At 56.7% G+C, this 23,237-nt stretch carries 21 protein-coding genes; 12 read left to right on the top strand and 9 right to left on the bottom strand.

Annotated features, from left to right (window positions below; translation table 11 throughout):
* Positions 1-16 precede the first annotated feature (16 nt).
* Positions 17-493, bottom strand: coding sequence for a YHS domain-containing (seleno)protein (locus ACR0DY_RS04935; protein WP_480484016.1), 477 nt, complete (start codon positions 491-493; stop codon positions 17-19).
* Positions 494-1,124: 631 nt separating this feature from the next.
* On the opposite strand from ACR0DY_RS04935, the gene rpsA reads away from it, so the two are divergent.
* The 6 genes from rpsA to ACR0DY_RS04965 all read left to right on the top strand — a co-directional run bounded on the left by rpsA (position 1,125) and on the right by ACR0DY_RS04965 (position 8,055).
* Positions 1,125-2,801 carry a 30S ribosomal protein S1 gene (gene rpsA, locus ACR0DY_RS04940; protein WP_480484015.1) on the top strand — a complete coding sequence of 559 codons (1,677 nt, stop codon included), beginning with the start codon at positions 1,125-1,127 and terminating at the stop codon, positions 2,799-2,801.
* Between the two features lie 270 nt (positions 2,802-3,071).
* Positions 3,072-3,356, top strand: a complete 285-nt coding sequence (gene ihfB / locus ACR0DY_RS04945) for an integration host factor subunit beta (RefSeq protein ID WP_480897886.1) — start codon at positions 3,072-3,074, stop codon at positions 3,354-3,356.
* A 7-nt stretch (positions 3,357-3,363) separates the two neighbouring features.
* Complete coding sequence (locus tag ACR0DY_RS04950) at positions 3,364-3,714, top strand: LapA family protein (protein WP_267365457.1); 351 nt, start codon at positions 3,364-3,366, stop codon at positions 3,712-3,714.
* Positions 3,715-3,719: 5 nt separating this feature from the next.
* Entirely contained in the window at positions 3,720-4,364 is a 645-nt protein-coding gene (locus ACR0DY_RS04955; protein ID WP_480484014.1) for a phosphoribosylanthranilate isomerase, read from the top strand.
* A 98-nt stretch (positions 4,365-4,462) separates the two neighbouring features.
* Positions 4,463-5,710, top strand: a complete 1,248-nt coding sequence (gene trpB, locus ACR0DY_RS04960; RefSeq protein WP_267365446.1) for a tryptophan synthase subunit beta — start codon at positions 4,463-4,465, stop codon at positions 5,708-5,710.
* Between the two features lie 689 nt (positions 5,711-6,399).
* Positions 6,400-8,055, top strand: a complete 1,656-nt coding sequence (locus tag ACR0DY_RS04965) for an Ig-like domain-containing protein (RefSeq protein WP_480546305.1) — start codon at positions 6,400-6,402, stop codon at positions 8,053-8,055.
* Between the two features lie 27 nt (positions 8,056-8,082).
* Here ACR0DY_RS04965 and ACR0DY_RS04970 read toward each other — a convergent pair whose 3' ends face one another.
* The 7 genes from ACR0DY_RS04970 to ACR0DY_RS05000 all read right to left on the bottom strand — a co-directional run bounded on the left by ACR0DY_RS04970 (position 8,083) and on the right by ACR0DY_RS05000 (position 14,126).
* On the bottom strand, positions 8,083-8,457 hold the full coding sequence (locus tag ACR0DY_RS04970) for a DUF2237 family protein (protein WP_480488252.1): 375 nt from the start codon (positions 8,455-8,457) through the stop codon (positions 8,083-8,085).
* Positions 8,458-8,466: 9 nt separating this feature from the next.
* Complete coding sequence (locus tag ACR0DY_RS04975; protein ID WP_480507079.1) at positions 8,467-9,630, bottom strand: serine hydrolase domain-containing protein; 1,164 nt, start codon at positions 9,628-9,630, stop codon at positions 8,467-8,469.
* Positions 9,631-9,713: 83 nt separating this feature from the next.
* Positions 9,714-10,394, bottom strand: coding sequence for an aminoacyl-tRNA hydrolase (gene pth / locus ACR0DY_RS04980; RefSeq protein ID WP_480546339.1), 681 nt, complete (start codon positions 10,392-10,394; stop codon positions 9,714-9,716).
* Between the two features lie 142 nt (positions 10,395-10,536).
* Entirely contained in the window at positions 10,537-11,184 is a 648-nt protein-coding gene (locus ACR0DY_RS04985; RefSeq protein WP_267366092.1) for a 50S ribosomal protein L25/general stress protein Ctc, read from the bottom strand.
* Between the two features lie 248 nt (positions 11,185-11,432).
* The gene (locus ACR0DY_RS04990) at positions 11,433-12,599 is read right to left on the bottom strand and encodes an alpha-hydroxy acid oxidase (RefSeq protein ID WP_480546307.1); all 1,167 of its coding nucleotides are present in this window, start codon (positions 12,597-12,599) and stop codon (positions 11,433-11,435) included.
* Between the two features lie 145 nt (positions 12,600-12,744).
* Positions 12,745-13,536: a tryptophan synthase subunit alpha gene (trpA, locus tag ACR0DY_RS04995; protein WP_480518752.1), complete on the bottom strand. Its 792-nt coding sequence runs from the start codon at positions 13,534-13,536 to the stop codon at positions 12,745-12,747.
* A gap of 101 nt (positions 13,537-13,637) precedes the next feature.
* Positions 13,638-14,126 carry an acyloxyacyl hydrolase gene (locus ACR0DY_RS05000; RefSeq protein WP_480484006.1) on the bottom strand — a complete coding sequence of 163 codons (489 nt, stop codon included), beginning with the start codon at positions 14,124-14,126 and terminating at the stop codon, positions 13,638-13,640.
* Positions 14,127-14,326: 200 nt separating this feature from the next.
* On the opposite strand from ACR0DY_RS05000, the gene ychF reads away from it, so the two are divergent.
* Positions 14,327-15,424, top strand: coding sequence for a redox-regulated ATPase YchF (ychF, locus tag ACR0DY_RS05005; protein WP_480484005.1), 1,098 nt, complete (start codon positions 14,327-14,329; stop codon positions 15,422-15,424).
* A 95-nt stretch (positions 15,425-15,519) separates the two neighbouring features.
* Here the strand turns inward: ychF and ACR0DY_RS05010 are convergent, their stop codons facing one another.
* A complete protein-coding gene (locus tag ACR0DY_RS05010) occupies positions 15,520-16,110 on the bottom strand; it encodes a hypothetical protein (protein ID WP_480484004.1) in 591 nt (196 codons plus the stop codon).
* Between the two features lie 227 nt (positions 16,111-16,337).
* Here ACR0DY_RS05010 and ACR0DY_RS05015 point away from each other — a divergent pair, with 227 nt between their 5' ends.
* The 5 genes from ACR0DY_RS05015 to ACR0DY_RS05035 all read left to right on the top strand — a co-directional run bounded on the left by ACR0DY_RS05015 (position 16,338) and on the right by ACR0DY_RS05035 (position 23,237).
* Complete coding sequence (locus tag ACR0DY_RS05015) at positions 16,338-17,219, top strand: LysR family transcriptional regulator (protein ID WP_480546309.1); 882 nt, start codon at positions 16,338-16,340, stop codon at positions 17,217-17,219.
* A gap of 85 nt (positions 17,220-17,304) precedes the next feature.
* Complete coding sequence (locus ACR0DY_RS05020) at positions 17,305-19,008, top strand: NAD(P)H-dependent oxidoreductase subunit E (RefSeq protein WP_480546311.1); 1,704 nt, start codon at positions 17,305-17,307, stop codon at positions 19,006-19,008.
* Between the two features lie 13 nt (positions 19,009-19,021).
* Entirely contained in the window at positions 19,022-21,805 is a 2,784-nt protein-coding gene (gene fdhF, locus ACR0DY_RS05025) for a formate dehydrogenase subunit alpha (RefSeq protein ID WP_480484002.1), read from the top strand.
* A gap of 111 nt (positions 21,806-21,916) precedes the next feature.
* Positions 21,917-22,705: a cyclase family protein gene (locus ACR0DY_RS05030; RefSeq protein WP_480484001.1), complete on the top strand. Its 789-nt coding sequence runs from the start codon at positions 21,917-21,919 to the stop codon at positions 22,703-22,705.
* Positions 22,706-22,715: 10 nt separating this feature from the next.
* Positions 22,716-23,237: a thioesterase family protein gene (locus ACR0DY_RS05035; protein ID WP_480484000.1), complete on the top strand. Its 522-nt coding sequence runs from the start codon at positions 22,716-22,718 to the stop codon at positions 23,235-23,237.

Genomic DNA, 23,237 nt, shown 5'->3' on the forward strand with positions numbered 1-23,237 from the left:
GCAAACGGGTCAGGTCTTACAGCTCGCCCACGGCGACGCTTTTGATATTCGCCCATTGGTCATCCGCCGTTTTTGCGGTGGTGACAACGTCCTTCAAAAAGGCTGCCCGGGTTTCCGCGTTCAGGAACAGAAACAATTTTCCGTCTGCGACAAGGTATTGATCCGGGTCACCGTCAAACTTCTTGCCGACCGATACGCCGAATGAACAGAAGCCACCATGCTGCGGCAGGTATGCAGCAGGGTTTGCCTCGAACGCTTCACGGTTCGCGGCCGACGTGAAATAATAGGAGGCTCCGTCATAAGTTGACGAATGAGTGGCGAAGCCTTCGACCGGGTTGCCATCATTAACCAGTGCAACCAGATCAACCCCATGCGCAGCCAGCGGCGCACCGGCGGCTGAAAGGCCGTTGGACACGTTGATTTCGTCAGCGGCAAAGGCTGGGGTGGACAGGGCAATTGCAGTTGCCATAGCGGCAAAGATGAGAGATTTCATGATATTTTCCCTTTGGTTCTGGTTTCGGGTCGACCGCTTTGTCGACCGATAAAGCTAAGTTAGGGAAAGGATACGGAACGTTTAATCTCAGATACGTCACCAAATCTTGCAGATCGTACAAACAGGCGAATGGCTAGCGTTCAATCTCCAAATTCCCACCATCCATCCCGAGACGTAGGAAGCCGGGCGCTGGGTGACGCGCGGAACGTTGAGACATATCACCTTTGCGTTGCAAGCTGAGGCTAAGCCGCGTGGTTCGGTTCCCGGTACCAGGATTCCTTCTGACAAGAACCTGCCGCGGACCATGCAGACTTGTTCAGTCAGAACCCGCTATTGTTCAGGTTGCTATGACGCTCGGGGGGATCAGCGTTAGGCAGGAGTTCCTGCGCGCGCTGCCGCGCACCACAGGCTTTGCACTTGCACCGGTTCAAGATTCAGCCTATACGCGCGCTGTCGATACAAGGGCGGTCAACGTCCGGATGACGTTTCTGAGCAGGGCCGGGTTACCTCGGCCCTTTGTGTTTGTTTGCTCAGGCGCGCACCGGGTCACGCCAGACGGCATCATGAAACAAGACCGGCGGAGACAACCGCTCGGCCAGCAAAAACGTACTGTAAAGGAAATGAACGCCACATGGCTAACGCATCCATGGAGGAATTCGAAGCCCTCCTGAATGAAAGCTTCGAAATGGACACGCCCGAAGAGGGTTCTGTTGTCAAAGGCAAGATTCTGGCGATTGAAGCCGGTCAAGCCATCATCGACGTCGGCTATAAAATGGAAGGCCGCGTTGATCTGAAAGAATTTGCAAATCCCGGCGAAGCACCTGAAATCGCTGTCGGCGACGAGGTCGAAGTTTACCTGCGTGCCGCAGAAAACGCCCGTGGCGAAGCCGTCATCTCGCGCGAGATGGCCCGCCGCGAAGAGGCATGGGACCGCCTGGAAAAAGCATATGCCGACGACCAGCGTGTCGATGGTGCGATCTTTGGCCGCGTCAAAGGTGGCTTCACCGTCGATCTGGGTGGCGCAGTTGCATTCCTGCCCGGTTCGCAGGTTGACGTACGCCCCGTACGCGACGCAGGCCCGCTGATGGGTCTGAAGCAGCCGTTCCAGATTCTGAAAATGGACCGCCGCCGTGGCAACATCGTTGTGTCGCGCCGCGCAATCCTGGAAGAATCGCGTGCCGAACAGCGCGCCGAAGTCATCGGCAACCTGACCGAAGGTCAGAACGTCGAGGGCGTGGTCAAGAACATCACCGAATACGGCGCATTCGTTGACCTGGGCGGCGTAGATGGCCTGCTGCACGTCACTGACATGGCATGGCGTCGTGTGAACCACCCGTCCGAGATCCTGACGATCGGTGAAACCATCAAGGTTCAGGTCATCAAGATCAACAAAGACACCCACCGCATCAGCCTGGGCATGAAGCAGCTTCAGGAAGATCCGTGGGATCTGGTTGCTGCCAAGTACCCTCTGGGCTCGGTTCATCAGGGTCGCGTCACCAACATCACCGACTACGGCGCATTCGTCGAACTGGAAGCCGGTGTCGAAGGTCTGGTGCACGTGTCCGAGATGTCCTGGACCAAGAAAAACGTCCACCCCGGCAAGATCGTCTCGACCAGCCAGGAAGTCGACGTCATGGTTCTGGAAATCGACGGTGCCAAGCGCCGCGTGTCTCTGGGCCTGAAGCAGACTCAGCGCAACCCATGGGAAGTGTTTGCAGAAACCCACCCCGAGGGCACCGAAGTCGAAGGCGAAGTCAAGAACATCACCGAATTCGGTCTGTTCATCGGCCTCGAAGGAGACATCGACGGCATGGTTCACCTGTCGGACCTGTCCTGGGACGAGCGTGGCGAAGATGCGATCCAGAACTACCGCAAAGGCGACATGGTTTCGGCCGTTGTCTCGGAAGTGGATGTCGAGAAAGAGCGTATCTCATTGTCGATCAAAGCTCTGGGCGGTGACAAGTTCGCAGAAGCCGTTGGCGGCGTGAAGCGTGGCTCGGTCATCACTGTCGAAGTGACTGCAATCGAAGATGGCGGCATCGAGGTCGAGTACGAAGGCATGAAGTCGTTCATCCGTCGTTCCGACCTGTCGCGTGACCGTTCCGAACAGCGCCCCGAGCGTTTCTCGGTCGGTGACAAGGTTGATGTCCGCGTAACCAACGTCGACAGCAAGACCCGTCGTCTGGGTCTGTCGATCAAGGCACGCGAGATCGCAGAAGAGAAAGAAGCCGTGGAACAGTACGGTTCTTCCGACTCGGGCGCGTCGCTGGGCGACATTCTGGGCGCAGCGCTGAAGTCGGGCGACTAAGCCCGGGGCGCATCCCAAGCATGATTTACGGCCTCGCATGGAAGTGCGGGGCCGTTTTTGTTGCGAATCAACATGTTCCAAACACGTTGCTTAAACTCGATAATGTTCGCGCTTGAAGTGTGTAAATCGGCCTGTCGGGCAAAATTTCGCGTGAGAATATGGCAAAATAAAGCCTCAACACGCAGAGTATCCGTTCCCCCGTTCTGGGTTTTTTCCTATACTGTCAAAACAGTAGACCTGTCACACCGGCTGCCTGGGAGGGTATCACGAATGATCCGTTCAGAACTGATTCAGAAAATCGCTGACGAAAACCCGCATCTCTATCAGCGTGATGTCGAGCGGATTGTGAACACCGTGTTCGAAGAAGTCACCGATGCCATGGCGCGCGGCGACCGGGTCGAACTGCGTGGCTTTGGTGCCTTTTCGGTGAAAAAGCGGGATGCCCGCGTTGGGCGCAACCCCCGTACCGGTGAAACCGTTCAGGTCGAAGAAAAATGTGTACCATTTTTCAGAACTGGTAAGTTGCTCAGGGATCGTTTGAACGGTAAAGCCTGACCTCATGATGCGTTACCTTCGATATGCTTTTCTTGGGACTCTCGGGATCGTTCTGATTTCCGTTTCCTTGGCAAATGTTCAGTCTGTAGAACTGAAACTGATGCCCGATGCTCTGGCCGAGCTTCTGGGCTTTAACGTCAGTACCTCTTTACCACTTTTTCTGGTCGTTCTGGGCGGTGTTGTCGCCGGTTTGATCATCGGTTTCATGTGGGAATGGCTGCGGGAACACAAACACCGCCGCGATGCGACCGTGAAAAAGGGCGAGGTCCGCAAGCTTGAACGCGAGGTCAAGAAGCTCAAGAAAAAGCAGAACGAGGGTAAGGATGATGTTCTGGCCCTGCTTGACGAGGCCAGCTGAGGCTTATGTCTACCGATGTGTCCGTTAAAATCTGCGGTTTGACCGCCTCAGAACATGTGCGCGCAGCCGTTGCAGCCGGTGCGCGCTATGTCGGGTTCAACTTTTTTCCCAAATCGCCCCGTTACGCACCGATACCGCAAGCCGCGGCGTTGGCCGCCGAAGTACCAGTCGGCGTCGCCAAGGTCGCTCTGGCCGTGAATTTCTCGGACGCGCAGCTTGATGAGATTGTCGCGGGGGTTCCGCTGGATATGTTGCAGCTTCACGGCGGAGAGAGCCCCGAGCGTGTGGCAGAGATCAAGCAGCGCTATGGCCTGCCCGTCATCAAGGCGATCGGTGTTGCCGAGGCCGAGGATTTGGCTGCGATTGATCTGTATTCCGAAGTTGCAGACCAGCTTCTGATCGATGCAAAGCCGCCGAAGAATTCGGAACTTCCCGGCGGCAACGGTCTTCCTTTTGACTGGCGGCTGCTGGCAGGTCGAAAATATTGGCGCAGGCCGTGGATGTTGTCCGGTGGTCTGAACCCAGACAATGTCGCTGAGGCGATCCGCATGACGGGTGCGCGGCAAGTCGATGTGGCGTCGGGTGTTGAAAGCGCGCCGGGCGTAAAGGACGCTGGACTGATACAGGCATTTATCGACGCGACACGCTGATTTTGTTTGCCGCTGCCAGGGGGCGACATGGTGCGTTTTGCCATGGCAAATCCCGCGACGACCACCTATGAAAGTCAGGTACGACGAGGGAGACACCCATGGCCAACGATCTTTTCAATTCCTTCATGTCCGGCCCTGACGAGCAAGGGCGCTTTGGCATATTCGGCGGGCGTTTTGTCAGCGAAACGCTGATGCCGCTGATCCTGTCACTGGAAGAGGAATACAACAAAGCCAAGGATGATCCGACCTTCTGGGCCGAGATGGATGATCTGTGGGCCAACTATGTGGGCCGCCCCTCACCTCTGTATTTCGCGGAACGCCTGACCGAGCATCTGGGCGGGGCGAAGATCTATCTGAAACGTGATGAGCTGAACCACACCGGCGCACACAAGATCAACAACGTGCTGGGCCAGATCATTCTGGCGCGACGCATGGGCAAGACCCGGATCATTGCCGAGACCGGGGCAGGGCAGCACGGTGTGGCCACAGCCACGGTCTGCGCGAAATTTGGTTTGAAATGCATCGTCTATATGGGTGCCCATGACGTGCAACGTCAGGCCCCGAACGTGTTTCGTATGCGCCTGCTGGGGGCCGAGGTGATCCCTGTGACCTCGGGTCGCGGTACGCTGAAGGACGCGATGAATGACGCGCTGCGTGACTGGGTGACCAATGTGCGCGATACGTTCTACTGCATCGGCACAGTGGCCGGTCCGCACCCATACCCGGCGATGGTGCGTGATTTCCAGTCGATCATTGGCAAGGAAGCGAAAGAGCAGATGATGAAGGCCGAAGGCCGTCTGCCCGACACGATCATTGCGGCAATCGGCGGCGGCTCGAACGCGATGGGTCTGTTCTATCCTTTCCTTGATGACAAGGACGTCAATATCATCGGTGTCGAGGCCGGCGGTAAAGGTGTAAATGAAAAGATGGAGCATTGCGCCTCGCTGACAGGCGGTCGTCCGGGCGTTCTGCATGGCAACCGCACCTATCTGCTGCAGGATGATGACGGGCAGATTCTGGAAGGCTATTCGATTTCGGCCGGTCTGGACTATCCGGGTATCGGGCCCGAACATTCCTGGTTGCATGAGGTTGGTCGCGCGACTTACGTCTCGATTACCGACAAGGAAGCGCTTGAGGCATTCCAGCTCTGCTGTGCCACTGAGGGTATCATTCCGGCGCTGGAACCCAGCCACGCTCTGGCGCATGTCATGAAGATCGCGCCCGAGTTGCCCAAGGACCACCTGATCTGCATGAACATGTGTGGACGCGGTGACAAGGATGTTCAGACCGTCGCAAAATACCTGAACTTCGACATGTCTGACACCGAAGGCCGCACGGCCGGTTGATTTCACACCGGGGCCACATGCCCCGGTTTACAATCTCGACCAATCAAGCTGCCGGAACACCCTTCGGTCCACCCTTGATTGTAATGCTGCTCCGAAATGGCCTTCGGATCTAATTGGTGTTTTAACGGGCGCAGACGGATTGTTGTTCCTGCCGTGGTGTGGCATCCGGTTTGGTCACCGTATGTTGGCCCTCGCAGGCGATCTTTTTGAACCCGACGGAGCCCGGTCAAAGAATCGTCCACAAGCGATATTACTCCGTTCAACCTGCGCCCGAAGGTTTCCAATTGGAGATCAGTGTAGCAAGCGGTGCCGTACTGTTGCAAAATTGCTGGACTGTCAGTGACTATGTCCTTTCTGTCTTTGCAGGTGATTTTCCAGCGCAGCCTGCCTCAGGTTTCCTTCTCCGCGCGACGACACTGTAAATATTGGGTGTTTCAAGCCGTTTGAGAGTTGGTCCAGGTCAAAACCCGCTTGTTCCAACAACACGACGTGTTCCGCACGCCCCAGTTGATTCCTGCCGCGTTCTATACAGCGTCTTCCAATTGAATTAACTTCTCATTAACCGGCGATTTGCGGTCGGTTCTGGGGATGTCTCTGCGAAGATGGGGCAAGGATGACGCTGCTTGGGATGCGATTTTAACCCCGGGCACTCTGGTGTTTGGCACCCACGCGGTGTTGTAGGAGGTAATATGGTTTGGTCCGCAATTACGAGGCTGTCGTGCCTGGGTCTTCTGGTTTCCGCGCTTTTGATGGGAAGCGTCAAAGAGGGTCTGGCGTTTGGCAACCCCTCGTTTCCGTCCCAGACAGTCGCAACACCCAACGGCGGGCAGATTTTCTTTTCCAATCTACAAGGCACTGCGACAGCGTTCATGTCGTTGGGCGGCTCGGGAGAAGGCCCGGGAGGATCGTTCTATTTCAACAATGGTGTTTTGACTCAACCTTCGATAACGTCAGCAGGATTGGCCAATCTGGGATATATTGGCGCGACGATACTCAGCCAGAACGGAGCGGACTCAACTTACGCCACTGATGGCTATCTTGGGGTCATGTTCACCGCGCGTGAAACCGTTGGCGGGCCGCTTTACCTTTATGAGATCGCGCTGTCGGGTGTCACGAATACCCAGATTATCAACACGCGGACGCTGGCAGACACGACGCAGCCGACGGCCTCAATCGGTGCACTGACAACAATCGGCAACGGTACGTTCCAAGCGGTGATCACACTTAGTGAACCCAGCACAGATTTCACGGTGGGCGACTTGTCGGTCACCAATGCGTCCGCCAGCCTGACTGGGTCCGGAACCAATTATGTCGCAACGTTGACTGCGCAAAGTAACGGTACAGTTGAGCTGTTTATTCCTGCAGGCGTTTTTTCTGATGCCGCCGGGAACCTGAACCTTGCGTCCAACAGGGTCAGCACACAACAGGGGGTGACGGACACACAGCGACTGGTGCAGGCCTTTCAAAATGCCCGGGCCAACAGCCTCGTGACCAATCAGCCAGAGCTGACGCAGTTTCTTCAGCAATCGGGATCAGGTGCGCTGGACTCGTCGGTGACGCAAGGATCGGGGTATCTGAAATTTGCAAGTGACCCAACCCACCCGGTCTGGTTCAATCTGTCCGGGAACTGGAGCTCGCAAAACGATTACGACAGTTCTTATGCCTTGGCCGTGGTGGGGGCGCATGGCTGGGTGAACTCGAACCTTCTGATCGGCGCCATGTTGCAGATCGACTATGCCGAAACCGAAAACGGCCCGGCCAGCGTGGATGGCACAGGGTGGCTGGTCGGACCTTATGTCGTCGCAAAACTGCCCAGCCAGCCAGTGTTTTTCGAAGGGCGTGTTCTGTACGGTCAGGCTGATAACGACATTTCTCCACTGGGCACCTATACCGACAGTTTCGATAGTGAACGCTGGCTGATCCAGTCGCGCGTAACCGGAGAGTTCAAGCGCGGTAACCTGACACTTTTGCCGTTGCTGGATGTTAGCTATGCCAGCGACGATCAGGAGGCTTATACCGATAGTCTGGGCAACCTGATCCCACAGCAGGATTTCAGCCTGACCACTGCACGGTTGGGTATGGATTTCAGTCATCCAATCCAGGTGTCGCGTGGTCAGATGATGTTGACCGGTGGTTTGTCTGGTATCTGGAGCACAACATCTGGCACAGGCACTGTTCCTGGCGTGACACCGATAGGGGATACCGCCCGCGCTCGCGCTGATCTGGGTTTTGACTATCGGCTGGAAAACGACAGCCTTCTGGCTGCAAACCTGTTCTACGACGGTATCGGCGAAAGTGGTTTTGAAAACTACAGTGTCAGCCTGATCTGGCAAATGGCATTCTGAATCAGCCGTGCGCCCCTTATGGGGCCTTCAGGTCTTTGCCTTATTTTGAAGCAAAATGTCGAGTGGTACGATCTCAAGCGCGCGTTGATGTGTCGCCTCCAGATGAACCTGCGGTGCACATCCTTCGTCATGAGCTTGCAAAAACCGGCTGGCGCATAAACACCAGCTGTCGCCGGGGTGAAGGCCTGGAAAGTCGAATTCGGGTCGTGCCGTGCTCAGATCATTGCCGACATATTTTGAGAATGCCAGAAACTCGGCCGTCATCACGGCGCAGACGGTATGACTGCCCTGATCCTCGGGGCAGGTATTGCAGGCGCCATCCCGGAAAAACCCTGTCAAAGGGTCGCGAGAGCAAGGGGCCAGAACGCCACCCAGTACATTGATACTGTCTTGTTTCTGCATAAAGACATCTTACAGACTTTCCGCAATCTTGCGGAACATTTCGATGTTCAGGTCATTTACACCCGGCTCACGGAACAGCCTGTCTGCACCGGTGGACACAATCAGAACACCCCTGGGCTGGTTGAAATAGATGTATTGCCCATAGACGCCACGGGCCAGAAACTCTCCTTCATGCGCGCCGCGGGGAATCCACCATTGATACCCGTACCCGATCTCTCCTTGTGCGGTCGGTGCGCTGGGTTGGGTGGCTTCGAAAATCCATTCGGCAGGAACCAGTTGTTTTCCATTCGCGATGCCGTCCTGCAGGATCATTTGTCCGAACCGGGCGAAATCACGTGTGGTAAAGTTAAGGCCCCCCAAAACAAAAGCGACCCCTGCACCATCAGTGATGTAGTATCCGTCCCGCTCCAGCCCCAAAGGTTGAAGGATCTTTTCCGTCAGAAGGTCCGCCACGTTCCGCCCGGTCGCACCGCGTATAACCATGCCCAGAACATGGGTGTCGATCGACACGTATTGCCAGGTTTCACCCGGCGTCGCAAAGCTGTCTTGCAGCGAGGCTGCGAAATCGTCCAGCTCACCACCCAGGGCAACCACACGCCCCATCCGATTGATGTCGGAATTTGGGTCGAGGTAATCTTCATCAAACGTCACGCCGCTTGCCATGTTCAGCACGTTGCGGATCGACGCGGTTTCATACGCGCTGTCTTTCAGTTTTGGCGCATATTTGACGACCGGGTCATCCAACGACCCGATTGCCCCCTCTTGCAGCAGGATACCGAAAAGCGCCGAAAGATAGCTTTTGGCGACCGACCAGGAAATCCTCCGGTCATCCGGCCCGGTGCCAAGATAATATTCCTCGAACCTGACTTTGCCGTTCTGCATAACCAGCAACGACGTGACCGCGCGTTCATCGATCCAACTGTCGGTTCCCTCCGGCAGCTCGAACCCTTCGCCATAAGGCAGGTCCCAGGTTGGCGCGTCGCCACGCGGCAGGTTCACGGTCAGAAAAGCCTCGTCCATGTGCGAGAAATTGTGAACGATCTTCTCTTCCGAAAATAACGAGTTCACGGCCAAAAGGCGCTGCAATTCTTCGCGCTTCCACAGCCCGACGGCAGTGGCGGCCAGAACCAGCGCCAGTACGATGCGCAGCACCCACTTCAAGATGGATTTCATCGCATTGCCTCCCTAGTTGAGCGGTATTGGAACGCGGGAGATCACATTCCGCAACCTCTACGTAACGGAAAGAGGCCGGGGTGCTACCTGAATTTGTCCAAAAGCTTCTGCATGGCAGATCGGTCGTCATCCTCGGTGTCGGGTGCGGGCGTTGAAGGTGTGTCGGCTTTTGGTGCGTCGGTCTTTGATGATCGCGACGGGGCAGTGCGCAATGCAACTGCATTCATGAACTTGCCGCCCTCGTCCTGAGCCAGATAAGCAGCCCCGTCCGAAACACCCCGAAGAACGTCGTCCAGCCAGCTGGTTTCGGATTTCGCAAAATCACTGAGCACGTACCCCGAAACCATTTCCTTGCGGCCCGGATGTCCGATCCCAAGGCGTACACGGTCATAGGCCGCCCCGATATGCTCATGGATCGAGCGCAGACCGTTATGCCCGGCGTGCCCGCCCCCTGCCTTGACGCGCAACTTGCCCGGGGCAAGGTCCAATTCGTCATGAAATACAACAACGTCGGTGGATTCGAGCTTGTAAAACCGCATCGCCTCACCCACGGATTGACCCGATCGGTTCATGTAGGTTTGCGGTTTCAACAGCAGGACTTTCTCGGTGCCAAGCCGACCTTCCGAAATCTCGGCCTGAAACTTCGATTTCCAGGGACCAAAACCGTGATCTTCTGCGATCCGGTCCAGGGCCATGAACCCGATATTGTGCCGGTTCCGGGCATATTTCTGGCCCGGGTTTCCCAATCCAACAAACAGCTTCATGTTTCCGTTTTGCCTCTGTAGCTCCAAAGCCATTTCATGCCCGGAAATCGTCAGGAAATCCAGTCAGGCCTGATTATTGGACCCGCAAAAAAAACGGGGCTCACCCGAGCCCCGCTTCAAAGTCGGAAACATTGTTCCAGACTTATTCTTCTTCTTTTCCGACAACTTCGACTTCATCGGCTGCGACTTCACCATCTTCATCGTCGTCGCTGGTGGACAGACCAGTCGGCGCCGAGATGTTGGCAATCACAAAGTCACGGTCGATGGTTGGTTTGGTGCCCTCAGGCAGTTCAACCGACGAAATGGTCACGACGTCATTGATGTTCAGACCGGTCAGATCAACGGTGATCTTTTCAGGAATGTCACCGGCGGTGCACATCAGTTCGACTTCCGGGCGGACAACGGTCAGAACGCCACCCTTTTTGATGCCAGGGGCCGCACCTTCATTGATGAACTCAACGGGGATGAACAACGCGATCTTGGTGGTCCGGCGCAGGCGCATCAGGTCCAGATGGGTCGGCAGGTCTTTGACGACATCACGCTGAACGTCGCGGCAGATGACGCGGACGTCATCGTGGCCTTCAACTTTCAGGTTCCACAAGGTCGACTTGAACCGGCCCGCTTTCAGGCGCTTGAACAAGACGTTGAACGGGATCTGGATTGGCAACGGTTCTTTGTCGCCACCAAATACGATGCCCGGAACCATGCCGTCGCGGCGTGCTTGACGAGCGGCGCCCTTGCCTGTCCCCGTCCGTTCCAGAGCTACGAGATCAGGAATCTCACCAGCCATGATATATTCTCCAATGTTAGGGCGGGCATCCTCCAAGGCTGTATACCCGCGTGAAGCCGCGTCCTTAGCTTGATTCACCCGATTTGGAAAGAGGTATTTCTTGCCATGCCGTTCGGCTGGGTTCTATCGCCTGTCCTGGAGTATTTATCGGGTGGACGATTGAAGGATCCCCAGCTTCATCTGGCCAAAAATATCCCGGGGGAGGCGCCCGGAACGGGCGTCGGGGGCAGAGCCCCCTGATTGACCGGTTACGCTTGCCAGCGGCCCCCGAAGTTTTCAGGTATCAGCAGATTGTGACGCCCCAACGCAGCCACATTTTTCTCACCACAAAGCGCCATTGTCGTATCAAGCTCCCTCTGGATCAGCTCAAGCGCCGTGGTGACACCTTTCTGACCCATGGCACCCAGACCATACACAAACGCGCGGCCAACATAGGTCCCTTTGGCCCCAAGCGCCAAGGCTTTGAGCACGTCTTGCCCGGACCGGATGCCGCTGTCCAGATGCACCTCGATATCGCCACCGACCGCATCCATGATCTCGGGCAGGACACGAATTGAGCTTAGCGCGCCGTCAAGCTGACGCCCACCATGGTTTGACACGACAATTGCATCGGCACCCAGCTTGGCGGCCATCCTTGCGTCCTCCGCATCAAGGATGCCCTTGAGGATCACTTTCCCGCCCCATTGCTCCATCAGTTTTTCAACCTTGGACCAGTCAAGGCTGGGGTCGAACTGTTCTGCGGTCCAGGCCCCCAATGACGATGCGTCCGAAATACCATGCACATGCCCCACGATGTTGCCGAACTCGCGCCGCTGGGCCCGCAGCATTTCAATGCCCCATACCCATTTGGTCATCAGGTTGGCGATGGTTTTTGCCGTCAGTTTGGGCGGGGCCGACAGACCGTTTTTCAGGTCCTTGTGCCGTTGGCCCAGAATTTGCAGGTCGAGCGTGATTACCAGTGCGGAACATCTGGCATCTTTTGCCCGCTGGATCAGGCGGTTGATGTAGTCCGTGTCTTTCATTGTATAAAGCTGGAACCAGAATGGCTTGTCGGTATACCCGGCCACATCTTCGATCGAGTTGATGGACATGGTGGACAGCGTAAAGGGTACACCAAATTCCTCGGCGGCTTTGGCGGCCTTCATCTCTCCGTCTGCATGTTGCATCCCCGTCAACCCGACCGGGGCAAGCGCCACGGGCATTGAAACGTCTTCGCCAATCATTTGCGAAGTTGTCGACCGACCGGACATGTCGACCGCAACCCTTTGGCGCAGGCGAATTTTTTCGAAGTCGGTGCTGTTGTCGCGAAAGGTCTGTTCTGTCCAGCTGCCGCTTTCGGCGTAGTCATAGAACATACGAGGCACGCGGCGTTCATATATGCGTTTGAGGTCTTCGATATTGGTGATCACAGGCATGAAAACAGGGCTCCGCTCACTTTGGTTAGTTTTCCTTACCAATTCATTCCCAAGGCTGCAATGTCTTGACGTCACAGTGAAGGGTCACAAAAAACCCGCCGCGGTATCCGCGACGGGTCATCATTCTCGCATGTTGGCTGCGAAATCAGGCGCTGTGCGCGCCATCCGAAAGAGATTTCACAAAGGTCAGCACGTCGGCCACAGGTTTACCTGCGCCGATCTGGCTGACGATCGCTGACCCGACCACCGCGCCATCCGACACCGAGGCAATATTGCGCGATTTCTCAGGCGTGTTGATCCCGAACCCCACGATCACCGGCAGATCGGTCGCGGCCTTGATGCGGGCAACCTCGGGGCCAACATCGGTTGCTTCTGCCTCGGCTGCGCCAGTGATCCCGGTGATCGAGACATAATAAACAAAGCCAGAAGTGTTTTGCAGAACACGTGGCAGGCGTTTGTCATCCGTAGTCGGGGTCGCCAGGCGAATGAAATTCAGACCTGCCGCTTGCGCGGGCAGGCAGAGTTCTGCGTCCTCCTCGGGGGGAAGGTCCACCACGATCAAACCGTCAATCCCTGCCGCTTTTGCATCGGCCAGAAACGCGTCAACACCCCGGCTGTAGATCGGGTTGTAATACCCCATCAGGACAATGGGGGTTGTATCGTCCGTTTCCCGAAACGTTCGTGCCAGATCCAATGTGCGTTGCAAGGTCATGCCCCGCTCAAGCGCACGTTGGCCTGCGGCCTGAATAGTAGGGCCGTCGGCCATCGGGTCGGTAAAGGGCAGGCCCAGCTCGATAACATCCACGCCAGCACCAGGCAGGCCTTTGACCACTTCAAGCGAAGTGTCATAGTCGGGATCTCCGGCCATGACATAGGCGACAAAGGCTTTTTTTCCTTCGGCTTTCAGGGCGGCGAACTTGGCGTCGATACGGGTCATCGGATGTCCTTGCACTCGGGTTTCGACCTGATGTGCAGAAACTTTGACCGAAAATCAATCCCGCCCAGACAGGAATGGATCAGAAGCCCAGATGATATGGATCAGAAGCCCAGATGATAGCGTACCAGCAGGGCATTCACGCCCGGGTTCTCGTCATTGGTACTGGCGTTGGATTTATGGGTTAGCGCGACAGACACGCTGTTGCCATTGTTCAGGTTATAGCCAAGTCCCAAAAGGCTGCGAATCTGGAAATCGCCCCCAAGATCATTCAGGTCGTTGCTGGCATTATAGTAGCCGGGCATAACACTGCCTTCCAAAAACCAGCGATCACTCAGCGCATACTGCCCGATCAAACCCGCGCCGATATGCGTGTCACCATCTTCATTTACAGTTAGGGCCGCACCCCAACCGGCGCGAAACCGCGTCGCCTGATGAAATGGCGTGTGGTGGTATTCGATCGAGATCAGACCCTGATCTTCGGATGTGTCTTCAGAATAGTCCGCGTATCCGGCACCAAAAACAACGGTTTGGGCCTGGGCTGACGCGCAGGCCGTTGCCGCCAGAACGGTTGCAAGAAAAAGGTGTTTCATCAGTGTCCGCCAACAAAAAGTGATCGTGTGCTATTAACTGGTAATCGTAGGAGTTGTTTTTCAATTTCGGCAAGAACACAATTTTCAAACGATTTTGTGATGTGGCGAAATGGACTCGGCAAAGGTGCCGCCAGCAATCCCTTGCGCATTCAGGCGGACCTGCATAGAAGCTGCGATCGTATTCTATGCAGGAGGCCGTGATGGGCTTTAAAATGGGAATCGTGGGTCTGCCGAATGTCGGCAAGTCGACCCTGTTCAATGCGCTGACCAAAACCGCTGCTGCGCAGGCCGCGAACTTCCCGTTCTGCACCATTGAGCCCAATGTCGGGGATGTTGCGGTTCCCGACGCCCGCCTCGACAGGCTGGCAGCGATTGCGTCCTCAAAACAGATCATCCCCACGCGGATGACTTTTGTGGATATCGCGGGTCTGGTGAAAGGCGCGTCAAAGGGCGAAGGGCTGGGCAACCAGTTTCTGGCGAATATTCGCGAAACGGATGCGATTGCCCATGTGCTGCGCTGTTTCGAAGACGGTGACGTGACACATGTCGACGGGCGTGTTGATCCGGTTGCGGACGCTGAAACGATCGAAACCGAACTGATGCTGGCCGATTTGGAAAGCATCGAAAAGCGCCGGGCCAATCTGGTGCGCAAGCTGAAGGGCAACGACAAAGAGGCGCAACAGCAAGATCGCCTGTTGGCCGAGGCGCAGGCCATGCTGGAAAACGGCAAGCCCGCACGTCTGGTCGAAGTCAGAGACGAGGACGCCAAGGCATGGAAGATGTTGCAACTGCTGACAACCAAACCGGTTCTCTACGTCTGCAACGTGTCCGAGGAAGACGCCGCACAAGGCAACGAATTCTCTGCCCGCGTGGCCGAAATGGCCGCCGCGCAGGGCAATGCCCATGTCATCATCAGCGCCAAGATCGAAGAAGAGATCAGCCTGCTGGATGAGGACGAAGCCCAGATGTTCCTTGAGGAGATGGGTCTGGAAGAGCCCGGCCTCGACCGTCTGATCCGCGCAGGTTACGATCTGCTGAAGCTGGAAACCTATTTCACCGTCGGCCCGAAAGAGGCCCGCGCCTGGACCATCCGCACCGGCACCGCTGCACCGCAAGCAGCAGGTGTGATCCATGGCGATTTCGAAAAGGGTTTCATTCGCGCCGAGACCATCGCCTTTGACGACTATGTCGCTGCCAATGGTGAGCAGGGCGCGAAAGAGGCGGGTAAGATGCGGGCAGAGGGTAAGGGCTATATCGTCAAGGACGGCGATGTGATGCACTTTTTGTTTAATACGTGATTCACGGTCTTATTTGTGGATGGTTGTTTGAAGTGTTTTGAGGTGGGCGCTGTAACGTCTGCGGCGTCGCACCAATTGCCATTAGTAATTTGGTATCATCCTCTAACTGGATACCCACAGAGTGTTTCGCCGAAGCTTTTGAAGGGGAAAAAGCGGAAATCTTCGTAGCCGATGCTATGTTTTGTTTCGTTTGAATTTGGATGATACCGGAAGGCACCAAGGTATTTCATATCCTTGAAAAAGATTGAAGCAGGTGGGGCGACACCAGCGGTGGGCCCTACTTCACTGCAACTCCAATCATCATTACGCAGTCGTGCGTCCACTTCTTCCTGATGGTCGAAGATGCGGACGCTTGGCCCATCTAAAATCTTCATCATCCATACACTGTTCACGACGATAATAGTGCCGTCATCGTGCAGGTATAGATTAACCTCGCGGCCCAAATCGGCCACGAGCCATTCGTAGGCGCAAGAGAAGGGGGTGTCGTCACACACGACCAAGCGGCGCTCATACTCAGTAAAGAGTGATCGAAAAAGCGTGGGAACCTGCACGCGTACAGTCAAGCCGTCAGGGAACTTAAATGCATTCTTGTAGGGCTCATCTGCAGCCGCTGCTCGTAAGTTGACGGTTATAGAAACAGTGAAGACAAAGCAAATAAATAGGAAAGTTCTAAATGGTTTGCTCATCAGCTGCTCCGGTTTCTGGCGTTTTGATCTTTAAGGGCAAATGACATTTCATCTTTTGTGTGACAACGGTTTTGAATATCCAGTTTCACTTCAAATAAGAGGTGTCGATGGATAGTAACAAGTGTAAGCTCTTCTCGCTTATTGCGCGCGCCATGTAACGCCTGCTTTCCTTCCCAATCGAAGTCTCGCTAAGGTATGGATCAACCAGCTGTCGGAGACAATTGTAAGTGATCGAAATCCGCGACCTGCAACTGCTCAGCGCCTTGGCGCGGCATCGGCATTTTGCCAAAGCAGCCGAGGAATGCGGGATTTCGCAGCCCGCGTTTTCAATGCGCATCCGCAATCTTGAGGACCGATTGGGTGTCTCAATCGTCCGTCGCGCCAACCGCTTTCAAGGGCTGACCGAAGAGGGCGAGATGATTGTCCAGCGGGCGCGGCGTATTCTGGACGACACCAAGGCGCTGGAACAGCAGGTACTGGCCGCCAAGGGTGAGATTACGGGCACACTGATCCTCGGCGTGATCCCGACCGCAATCGCCTTCACGGGACGGTTGGTCAAAAGGCTGCGTGACGCGCATCCTCGTATCGTCACACGCATTGAAACCATGTCTGCCACCGCAATTCAGCACCGGCTGGACGAAGGCAGCCTTGATGCCGGGGTGACTTATGGTGACAGCATCGGCACGGACTTCCGGCAGGTTCAGCCTCTTTACGAGGAAACCTATGTGTTGTTGGTGCCCACGCATCTGACGGACCAAAGCGGCCCGATTCCGTGGGCGCAGGTCGCAGAATTTCCGCTCAGCCTTTTGGAGCCGCAGATGCAGAACCGGCGTATTCTGGACCGGGTGTTTGCCGAACAGGGGCTGCACCCCGATATCGTTGCCGAAACCAGCGGTTTCACGGCTTCGATGGTCATGGTGCGGGAGGGGCTGGCGGCGACGGTTGTTCCTCGGGTTCTGGTACGTGCGCTGGGCGATTTGAAGGGAACGAAAGTGTTGCCGCTGATCGAACCTGTTGTCAGCAAACCGATTTGTCTGGCGACCCTTAACCGGGACCCCGAATTGCCGACGGTTAAGGCTTTGCGGGATGTGGTGACCTCTTTGCGGTGATAAGGTGTCGTTATCGTGCGATTGCCAAAAGCGATTTGACGATATGTTTGCCTGATGAGAGACGGAACCTCAATCGGAGGGCATCATGGCACCATTAGATACCAAGCCATCAGGCACACCCAAGGGCGTCTGGAAGTCAGGTAAAGGCAAGGGGCGGCACACACCCAAGGGCCGTCAGTTCACGGATGAGGCGCAGGCTGAAATCACACGCCTGCTGGGTGATCGCCCGCGTCGCCGCGACCTGCTTATCGAGTTTTTGCATTTGATTCAGGACGAACACGGTCATATCAGCGCCGACCATATTGCGGCGCTTGCCGTGGAAATGCGGATCGGTCAGGCCGAGGTCTATGAGACCGCGACTTTCTATGCCCATTTCGATGTGGTGAAAGAAGGTGAGACGCCTCCTCCGGCATTGACCATCCGGGTTTGTGATTCCCTCTCCTGCGAAATGGCCGGTGCCCAGCAGTTGCAGAAGGCGCTGGAAGACGGTTTGGACCCTGCCGAAGTTCGCGTTGTTCGCGCGCCCTGCATGGGGCGTTGCGATACCGCTCCGGTATTGGAGATTGGCCACAATCACATTGATCATGCGACCCCCGAAAAGGTGCAGTCGGCGATTGCAGCAGGGGACACCCATGCGCATCTGCCCGACTATGAGACCTTCACGGCCTATGAGGCAAACGGCGGCTACGCCAAGCTTAAAGAGCTGCGCGACGGCGGTGATTGGGAACAGGTGCAAGAAGACGTCCTGTCCTCGGGTCTGCGTGGTCTGGGCGGCGCTGGCTTCCCGTCGGGTAAGAAATGGGGCTTTGTTCGTATGAACGAAGGTCCGCGCTATCTGGCGGTAAACGGCGACGAGGGTGAGCCCGGCACGTTCAAAGACCGCTATTATCTGGAGCGCACGCCGCATGTCTTCCTCGAAGGTATGCTGATCGCCGCTTGGGCAGTCGAGGCCGAGACCTGCTTCATCTACATGCGCGACGAATACCCGGCAGTGCTGGAAATTCTGCGCCGTGAGATAGCGGCATTGGAAAATGCCGGTATCGTCGCAAAGGGTTACATCGACCTGCGCCGGGGGGCCGGTGCCTATATCTGCGGTGAAGAATCCGCGATGATCGAATCGATCGAGGGCAAGAAGGGCCTGCCGCGCCACCGTCCTCCGTTTGTGGCGCAGGTTGGGGTCTTTAACCGTCCGACCTTGGTGCACAATGTCGAGACGCTGTATTGGGTCTCAAAAATCTGCCGCGAAGGGCCGCAGGTTCTGAACTCTGTTGAAAAGAACGGTCGCAAGGGCCTGCGCAGTTATTCAGTCTCGGGGCGTGTGGCGAAGCCGGGCGTTTACCTGCTGCCCGCAGGTTCGACCATTCTTGATGTGATTGATGCCGCCGGCGGCATGGCTGATGGCCATGTGTTCAAGGCGTATCAACCGGGCGGGCCGTCGTCTGGTCTTCTCCCCTCGAGCATTGACGACGTCCCGCTCGACTTCGACACGCTTCAACCGCTTGGCACTTTCATCGGGTCTGCCGCCGTTGTGGTTCTGTCCGATCAGGACACCGCCCGCGATGCCGCGCTTAACATGCTGCGGTTCTTCGAGGATGAAAGCTGTGGCCAGTGCACCCCCTGCCGGGCAGGCTGCGAAAAGGCGGTCAAGCTGATGCAGGCCGACAAGTGGGACACCGATCTGTTGGAAGATTTGTGCCAGGTCATGAGCGATGCCTCGATCTGCGGTCTGGGGCAGGCGGCCCCGAATCCGATCCGCCTGGTCATGAAACATTTCGCTGACGAAATCTGAGGGAGACAGAGCCATGCTTGACGCAAGCCCAACCAAGACCGTCACCTTCAACCTGAACGGCGATGACGTCACCGTGCCCGCGGGCACCACGATCTGGGAAGCGGCTAATGGCCGGGGCCTGGTGATCCCGCATCTGTGCCACAAGCCTGCACCGGGATACCGCCCCGATGGCAACTGCCGCGCCTGCATGGTCGAGGTGGAGGGCGAGCGCACGCTGGTCGCCTCGTGCATCCGCCCGGCGGCCGATGGGATGGTGGTCAAGACCGACACCGACCGCGCCGAAAAATCGCGCGCCATGGTCATGGAACTACTGGTGGCCGATCAGCCCGAGCAGCCGCATGACGTATCCAGCCATTTCTGGGATATGGCCAAGCTGAACGATGTCAGCGACAGCCGTTTTCCTGCGAAAGAGGCCGAGAAAATCCCGCTTCTGGATGACAGCCATGTGGCGATGCGTGTCAATCTGGATGCGTGTATCAACTGCAACCTTTGTGTTCGGGCCTGCCGCGAAGTGCAGGTGAATGACGTGATTGGCATGGCTGGTCGCGGTCATACCGCGCAGGTGGTGTTCGACCAGAATGATCCGATGGGTACCTCCTCCTGTGTTGCTTGCGGTGAATGTGTTCAGGCCTGCCCCACCGGTGCGCTGATGCCTGCCACCGTGCTGGACGATCAGCAGCAGGGGGACAGCAAGGATTACGATAGCGAAACCGAAAGCGTCTGCCCGTTCTGCGGTGTGGGCTGCAAAGTGTCGCTGAAGGTCAAGGACGGCAAGGTGAAGTATGTCGAGGGCATCAACGGCCCCGCAAACGAAGGTCGTTTGTGCGTCAAAGGTCGCTTTGGCTTTGACTACATCCACCACCCGCACCGCCTGACCAAACCTTTGATCCGGCACGAGGATGCGCCCGCCAAGGGGCTGAACGTTGATCCGGGCGATCTGTCGACTCATTTCCGCGAGGCGACCTGGGAAGAGGCGATGGACTTGGCCGCGACCAAGCTGATGACCCTGCGCGCCGAAGACCCACGTTCGGTTGCGGGCTTCGGTTCGGCCAAGTGCACCAACGAAGAGGCGTATCTGTTCCAGAAGTTCATCCGTCAGGGCTTCAAGCACAACAACGTCGATCACTGCACCCGTCTGTGCCACGCTTCATCCGTTGCGGCGCTGATCGAGAATGTGGGTTCGGGCGCGGTGACGGCGACCTTTAACGAGATCGAAAACGCCGATGTGGCGATCATCATCGGTTCGAACCCGATCGAGAACCACCCTGTCGCGGCGACCTATTTCAAGCAGTTCGCCAAGCGTGGCGGCAAACTGATCGTTATGGACCCCCGTGGCGTTGGTATGCGCAAGTTCGCGGATGAAATGCTGCAGTTCCGTCCGGGGGCGGATGTCTCGATGCTCAACGCGATCATGAACGTGATCGTCGAGGAAGAGTTGTATGACAGCCAGTACATCCACCGCTGGACCGAGAACTGGGAGGCCGAGAAAGAGCACCTGCGCGCCTTCACGCCCGAAGCGATGGCACCGATCTGTGGTATTGAACCGGATCAGCTGCGCCGTGTCGCGCGTACCTTTGCGCAGGCCAAAGCTGGCCTGATCTTCTGGGGCATGGGCGTCAGCCAGCACATCCACGGCACCGACAACTCGCGCTGCCTGATTTCGCTGGCTCTGATGACGGGCAATGTCGGTAAACCCGGCGCTGGGCTGCACCCGCTGCGGGGGCAAAACAACGTGCAGGGCGCATCGGATGCGGGCCTGATCCCGATGTTCCTGCCGGACTATCAGTCGGTGACTGACGACGGCGTTCGTGCCAGGTTCAATGATGTCTGGCATTCGGATGACTTCTCGAACGAGAAGGGTCTGACGGTGACCGAAATCATCGATCAGGCCTATGCGGGCAATATCAAGGGCATGTATATTCAGGGTGAAAACCCGGCCATGTCCGACCCGGATGTGAACCACGCCCGCGCGGCGCTGGCCAAACTGGATCTGATGATCGTGCAGGACATCTTCCTGACCGAGACGGCGAACTATGCCGATATCATCCTGCCTGCCTCGGCGCTCTATGAAAAGAACGGTACGGTGTCGAACACCAACCGTCAGGTACAGCGTGTACGGCCTGCCGTTACCCCCCCGGGAGAAGCGCGCGAAGATTGGAAGATCACGGTCGAGCTGGCACAGCGCATCGGGCTGAACTGGGATTACACCGATGTCTCTCAGGTCTTTGCCGAGATGAAACTGACCATGGCATCGCTTGACAACATCACGTGGGAGCGTCTGGAGACCGAGACGATTACCTACCCGTCGCTCAGCGAAACCGACCCGGGTCAGGCCATCGTGTTCGGGGATGGTTTCCCCCGCTCGGGCGGTAAGGCGAAGTTCACCCCCGCCAGCGTCATTCCGCCGGATGAGGCCCCGGACGAGGAATACCCGATGATCGCCACCACTGGCCGTCAGCTGGAACATTGGCACACTGGCTCAATGACCCGCCGGTCCAATGTTCTGGACGCGGTTGAGCCCGAGGCGAACTGTTCGATGAATCCACGTACGCTCAAGCTGATGGGCATCGAGCCGGGCGACATGATCCGCCTGACCACACGCCGTGGTTCGATTGAGATCATGGTCCGCGCGGACCGGGCGATTGCCGAGGATATGGTGTTCATCCCGTTTGCCTATGTTGAGGCGGCGGCAAACATCCTGACAAACTCAGCCATCGACCCTTATGGCAAAATCCCCGAGTTCAAATTCTCGGCCATTCGCGTCGAGAAGATCGAAGGCGCAGTTGCGGCTGAGTGAACCCAATACATATCAAGCAAAGAAGGCGGCCAGACGGGTCGCCTTTTTCTTTTCTTGACAGGCGCTTGCGCTCAACCAACCCTGTCCGGGAATATGGTGGAGGAGTTGCTAATGGCCCGTCGTTTCGTCGATCTGTCCGTTCCGTTGGAAACCGGGATCGTGTCTGACCCGCCAATCATGTTGCCGCAAATCGAATATCTGACCCATGATCAGACGGCAGAACAGGTCATATCTTTCTTTCCGGGTCTGGAACGGCAAGACCTGCCGAACGGTGAAGGGTGGGCCATCGAACGGTTGCAGATCGCGACCCACAACGGCACGCATCTGGATGCGCCGTATCACCATCATTCCACGATGAACAAAGGTGAACGGGCGATAACCATCGACGAAGTGCCGTTGGAATGGTGCATGAACCCTGGCGTCAAGCTGGACTTTCGACACTTCGAGGACGGGTATGTCGTTACCGCGGCAGATGTCGAAGCCGAATTGAAGCGCATCGGCCACGAGCTTTGCCCGCTGGATATCGTCGTGGTCAACACTGCGGCAGGGACACGTTATGGCGCGCCGGACTATCTGGTCAAAGGATGTGGAATGGGGCGCGAGGCGACGCTTTATCTGACGGAACGTGGCGTGCGTGTCACCGGCACCGACGCCTGGAGCTGGGATGCACCGTTTCCGCTCACCGCTCAGGAATACGCAGAGACCCGAGATCCATCAATTATCTGGGAAGGCCACCGCGCGTCGATGGATATCGGGTATTGCCACTTGGAAAAGCTGACCAATCTGGAAGACCTGCCGCCCACCGGGTTCGAGATTTCCTGTTTCCCCTTCAAGATAAAAGGGGCCTCTGCGGGATTTGTCCGGGCCGTGGCTATATTTGACGATGAAGGCGCACAGTAAAGGGGGCCAAATGCAGCTGACTTCGACACCTCCTGGCGGGCATGATGGCCCGTATGCCGCGCCTGTGGAAATTCGCGGCTTTGAAGTACGGCCCGAATGGATCGACTATAACGGCCATGTGAATGTCGGGTTTTACGGTGTCGCCTTTGACATGGCGTTGGAAAAGCTGATGGTTGACCATCTCGGGTTGGGCGAGGTGCAGGTCAAGGCGTTGGGGCAGGGGCCTTACATCCTGCAGTCTCATCTGCATTTCGTGCAAGAGGTCAAAGATGGTTCGTCATTTTATTTCAGGTTCCGTATGCTGGATGCTGACAGCAAGAGAGGACATTACTTCGCCCAGATGCTTTTGGCAGAAACTGACGAGATTTGTGCGACGCAAGAGGCGCTTTTCATGAATGTCAGCCATAGTACCGGGCGATCCGCGCCCTATCCGAATTGGGCAGCGGCGCGTCTTGCGCAAATGGTGGAGGATCACAAGTCTCTGGAACCGGCTTCGCAGATCGGCCAACCGATAGGAATTCGCCGGAAATAG

This window comes from Ruegeria sp. O6 (assembly GCF_056535045.1).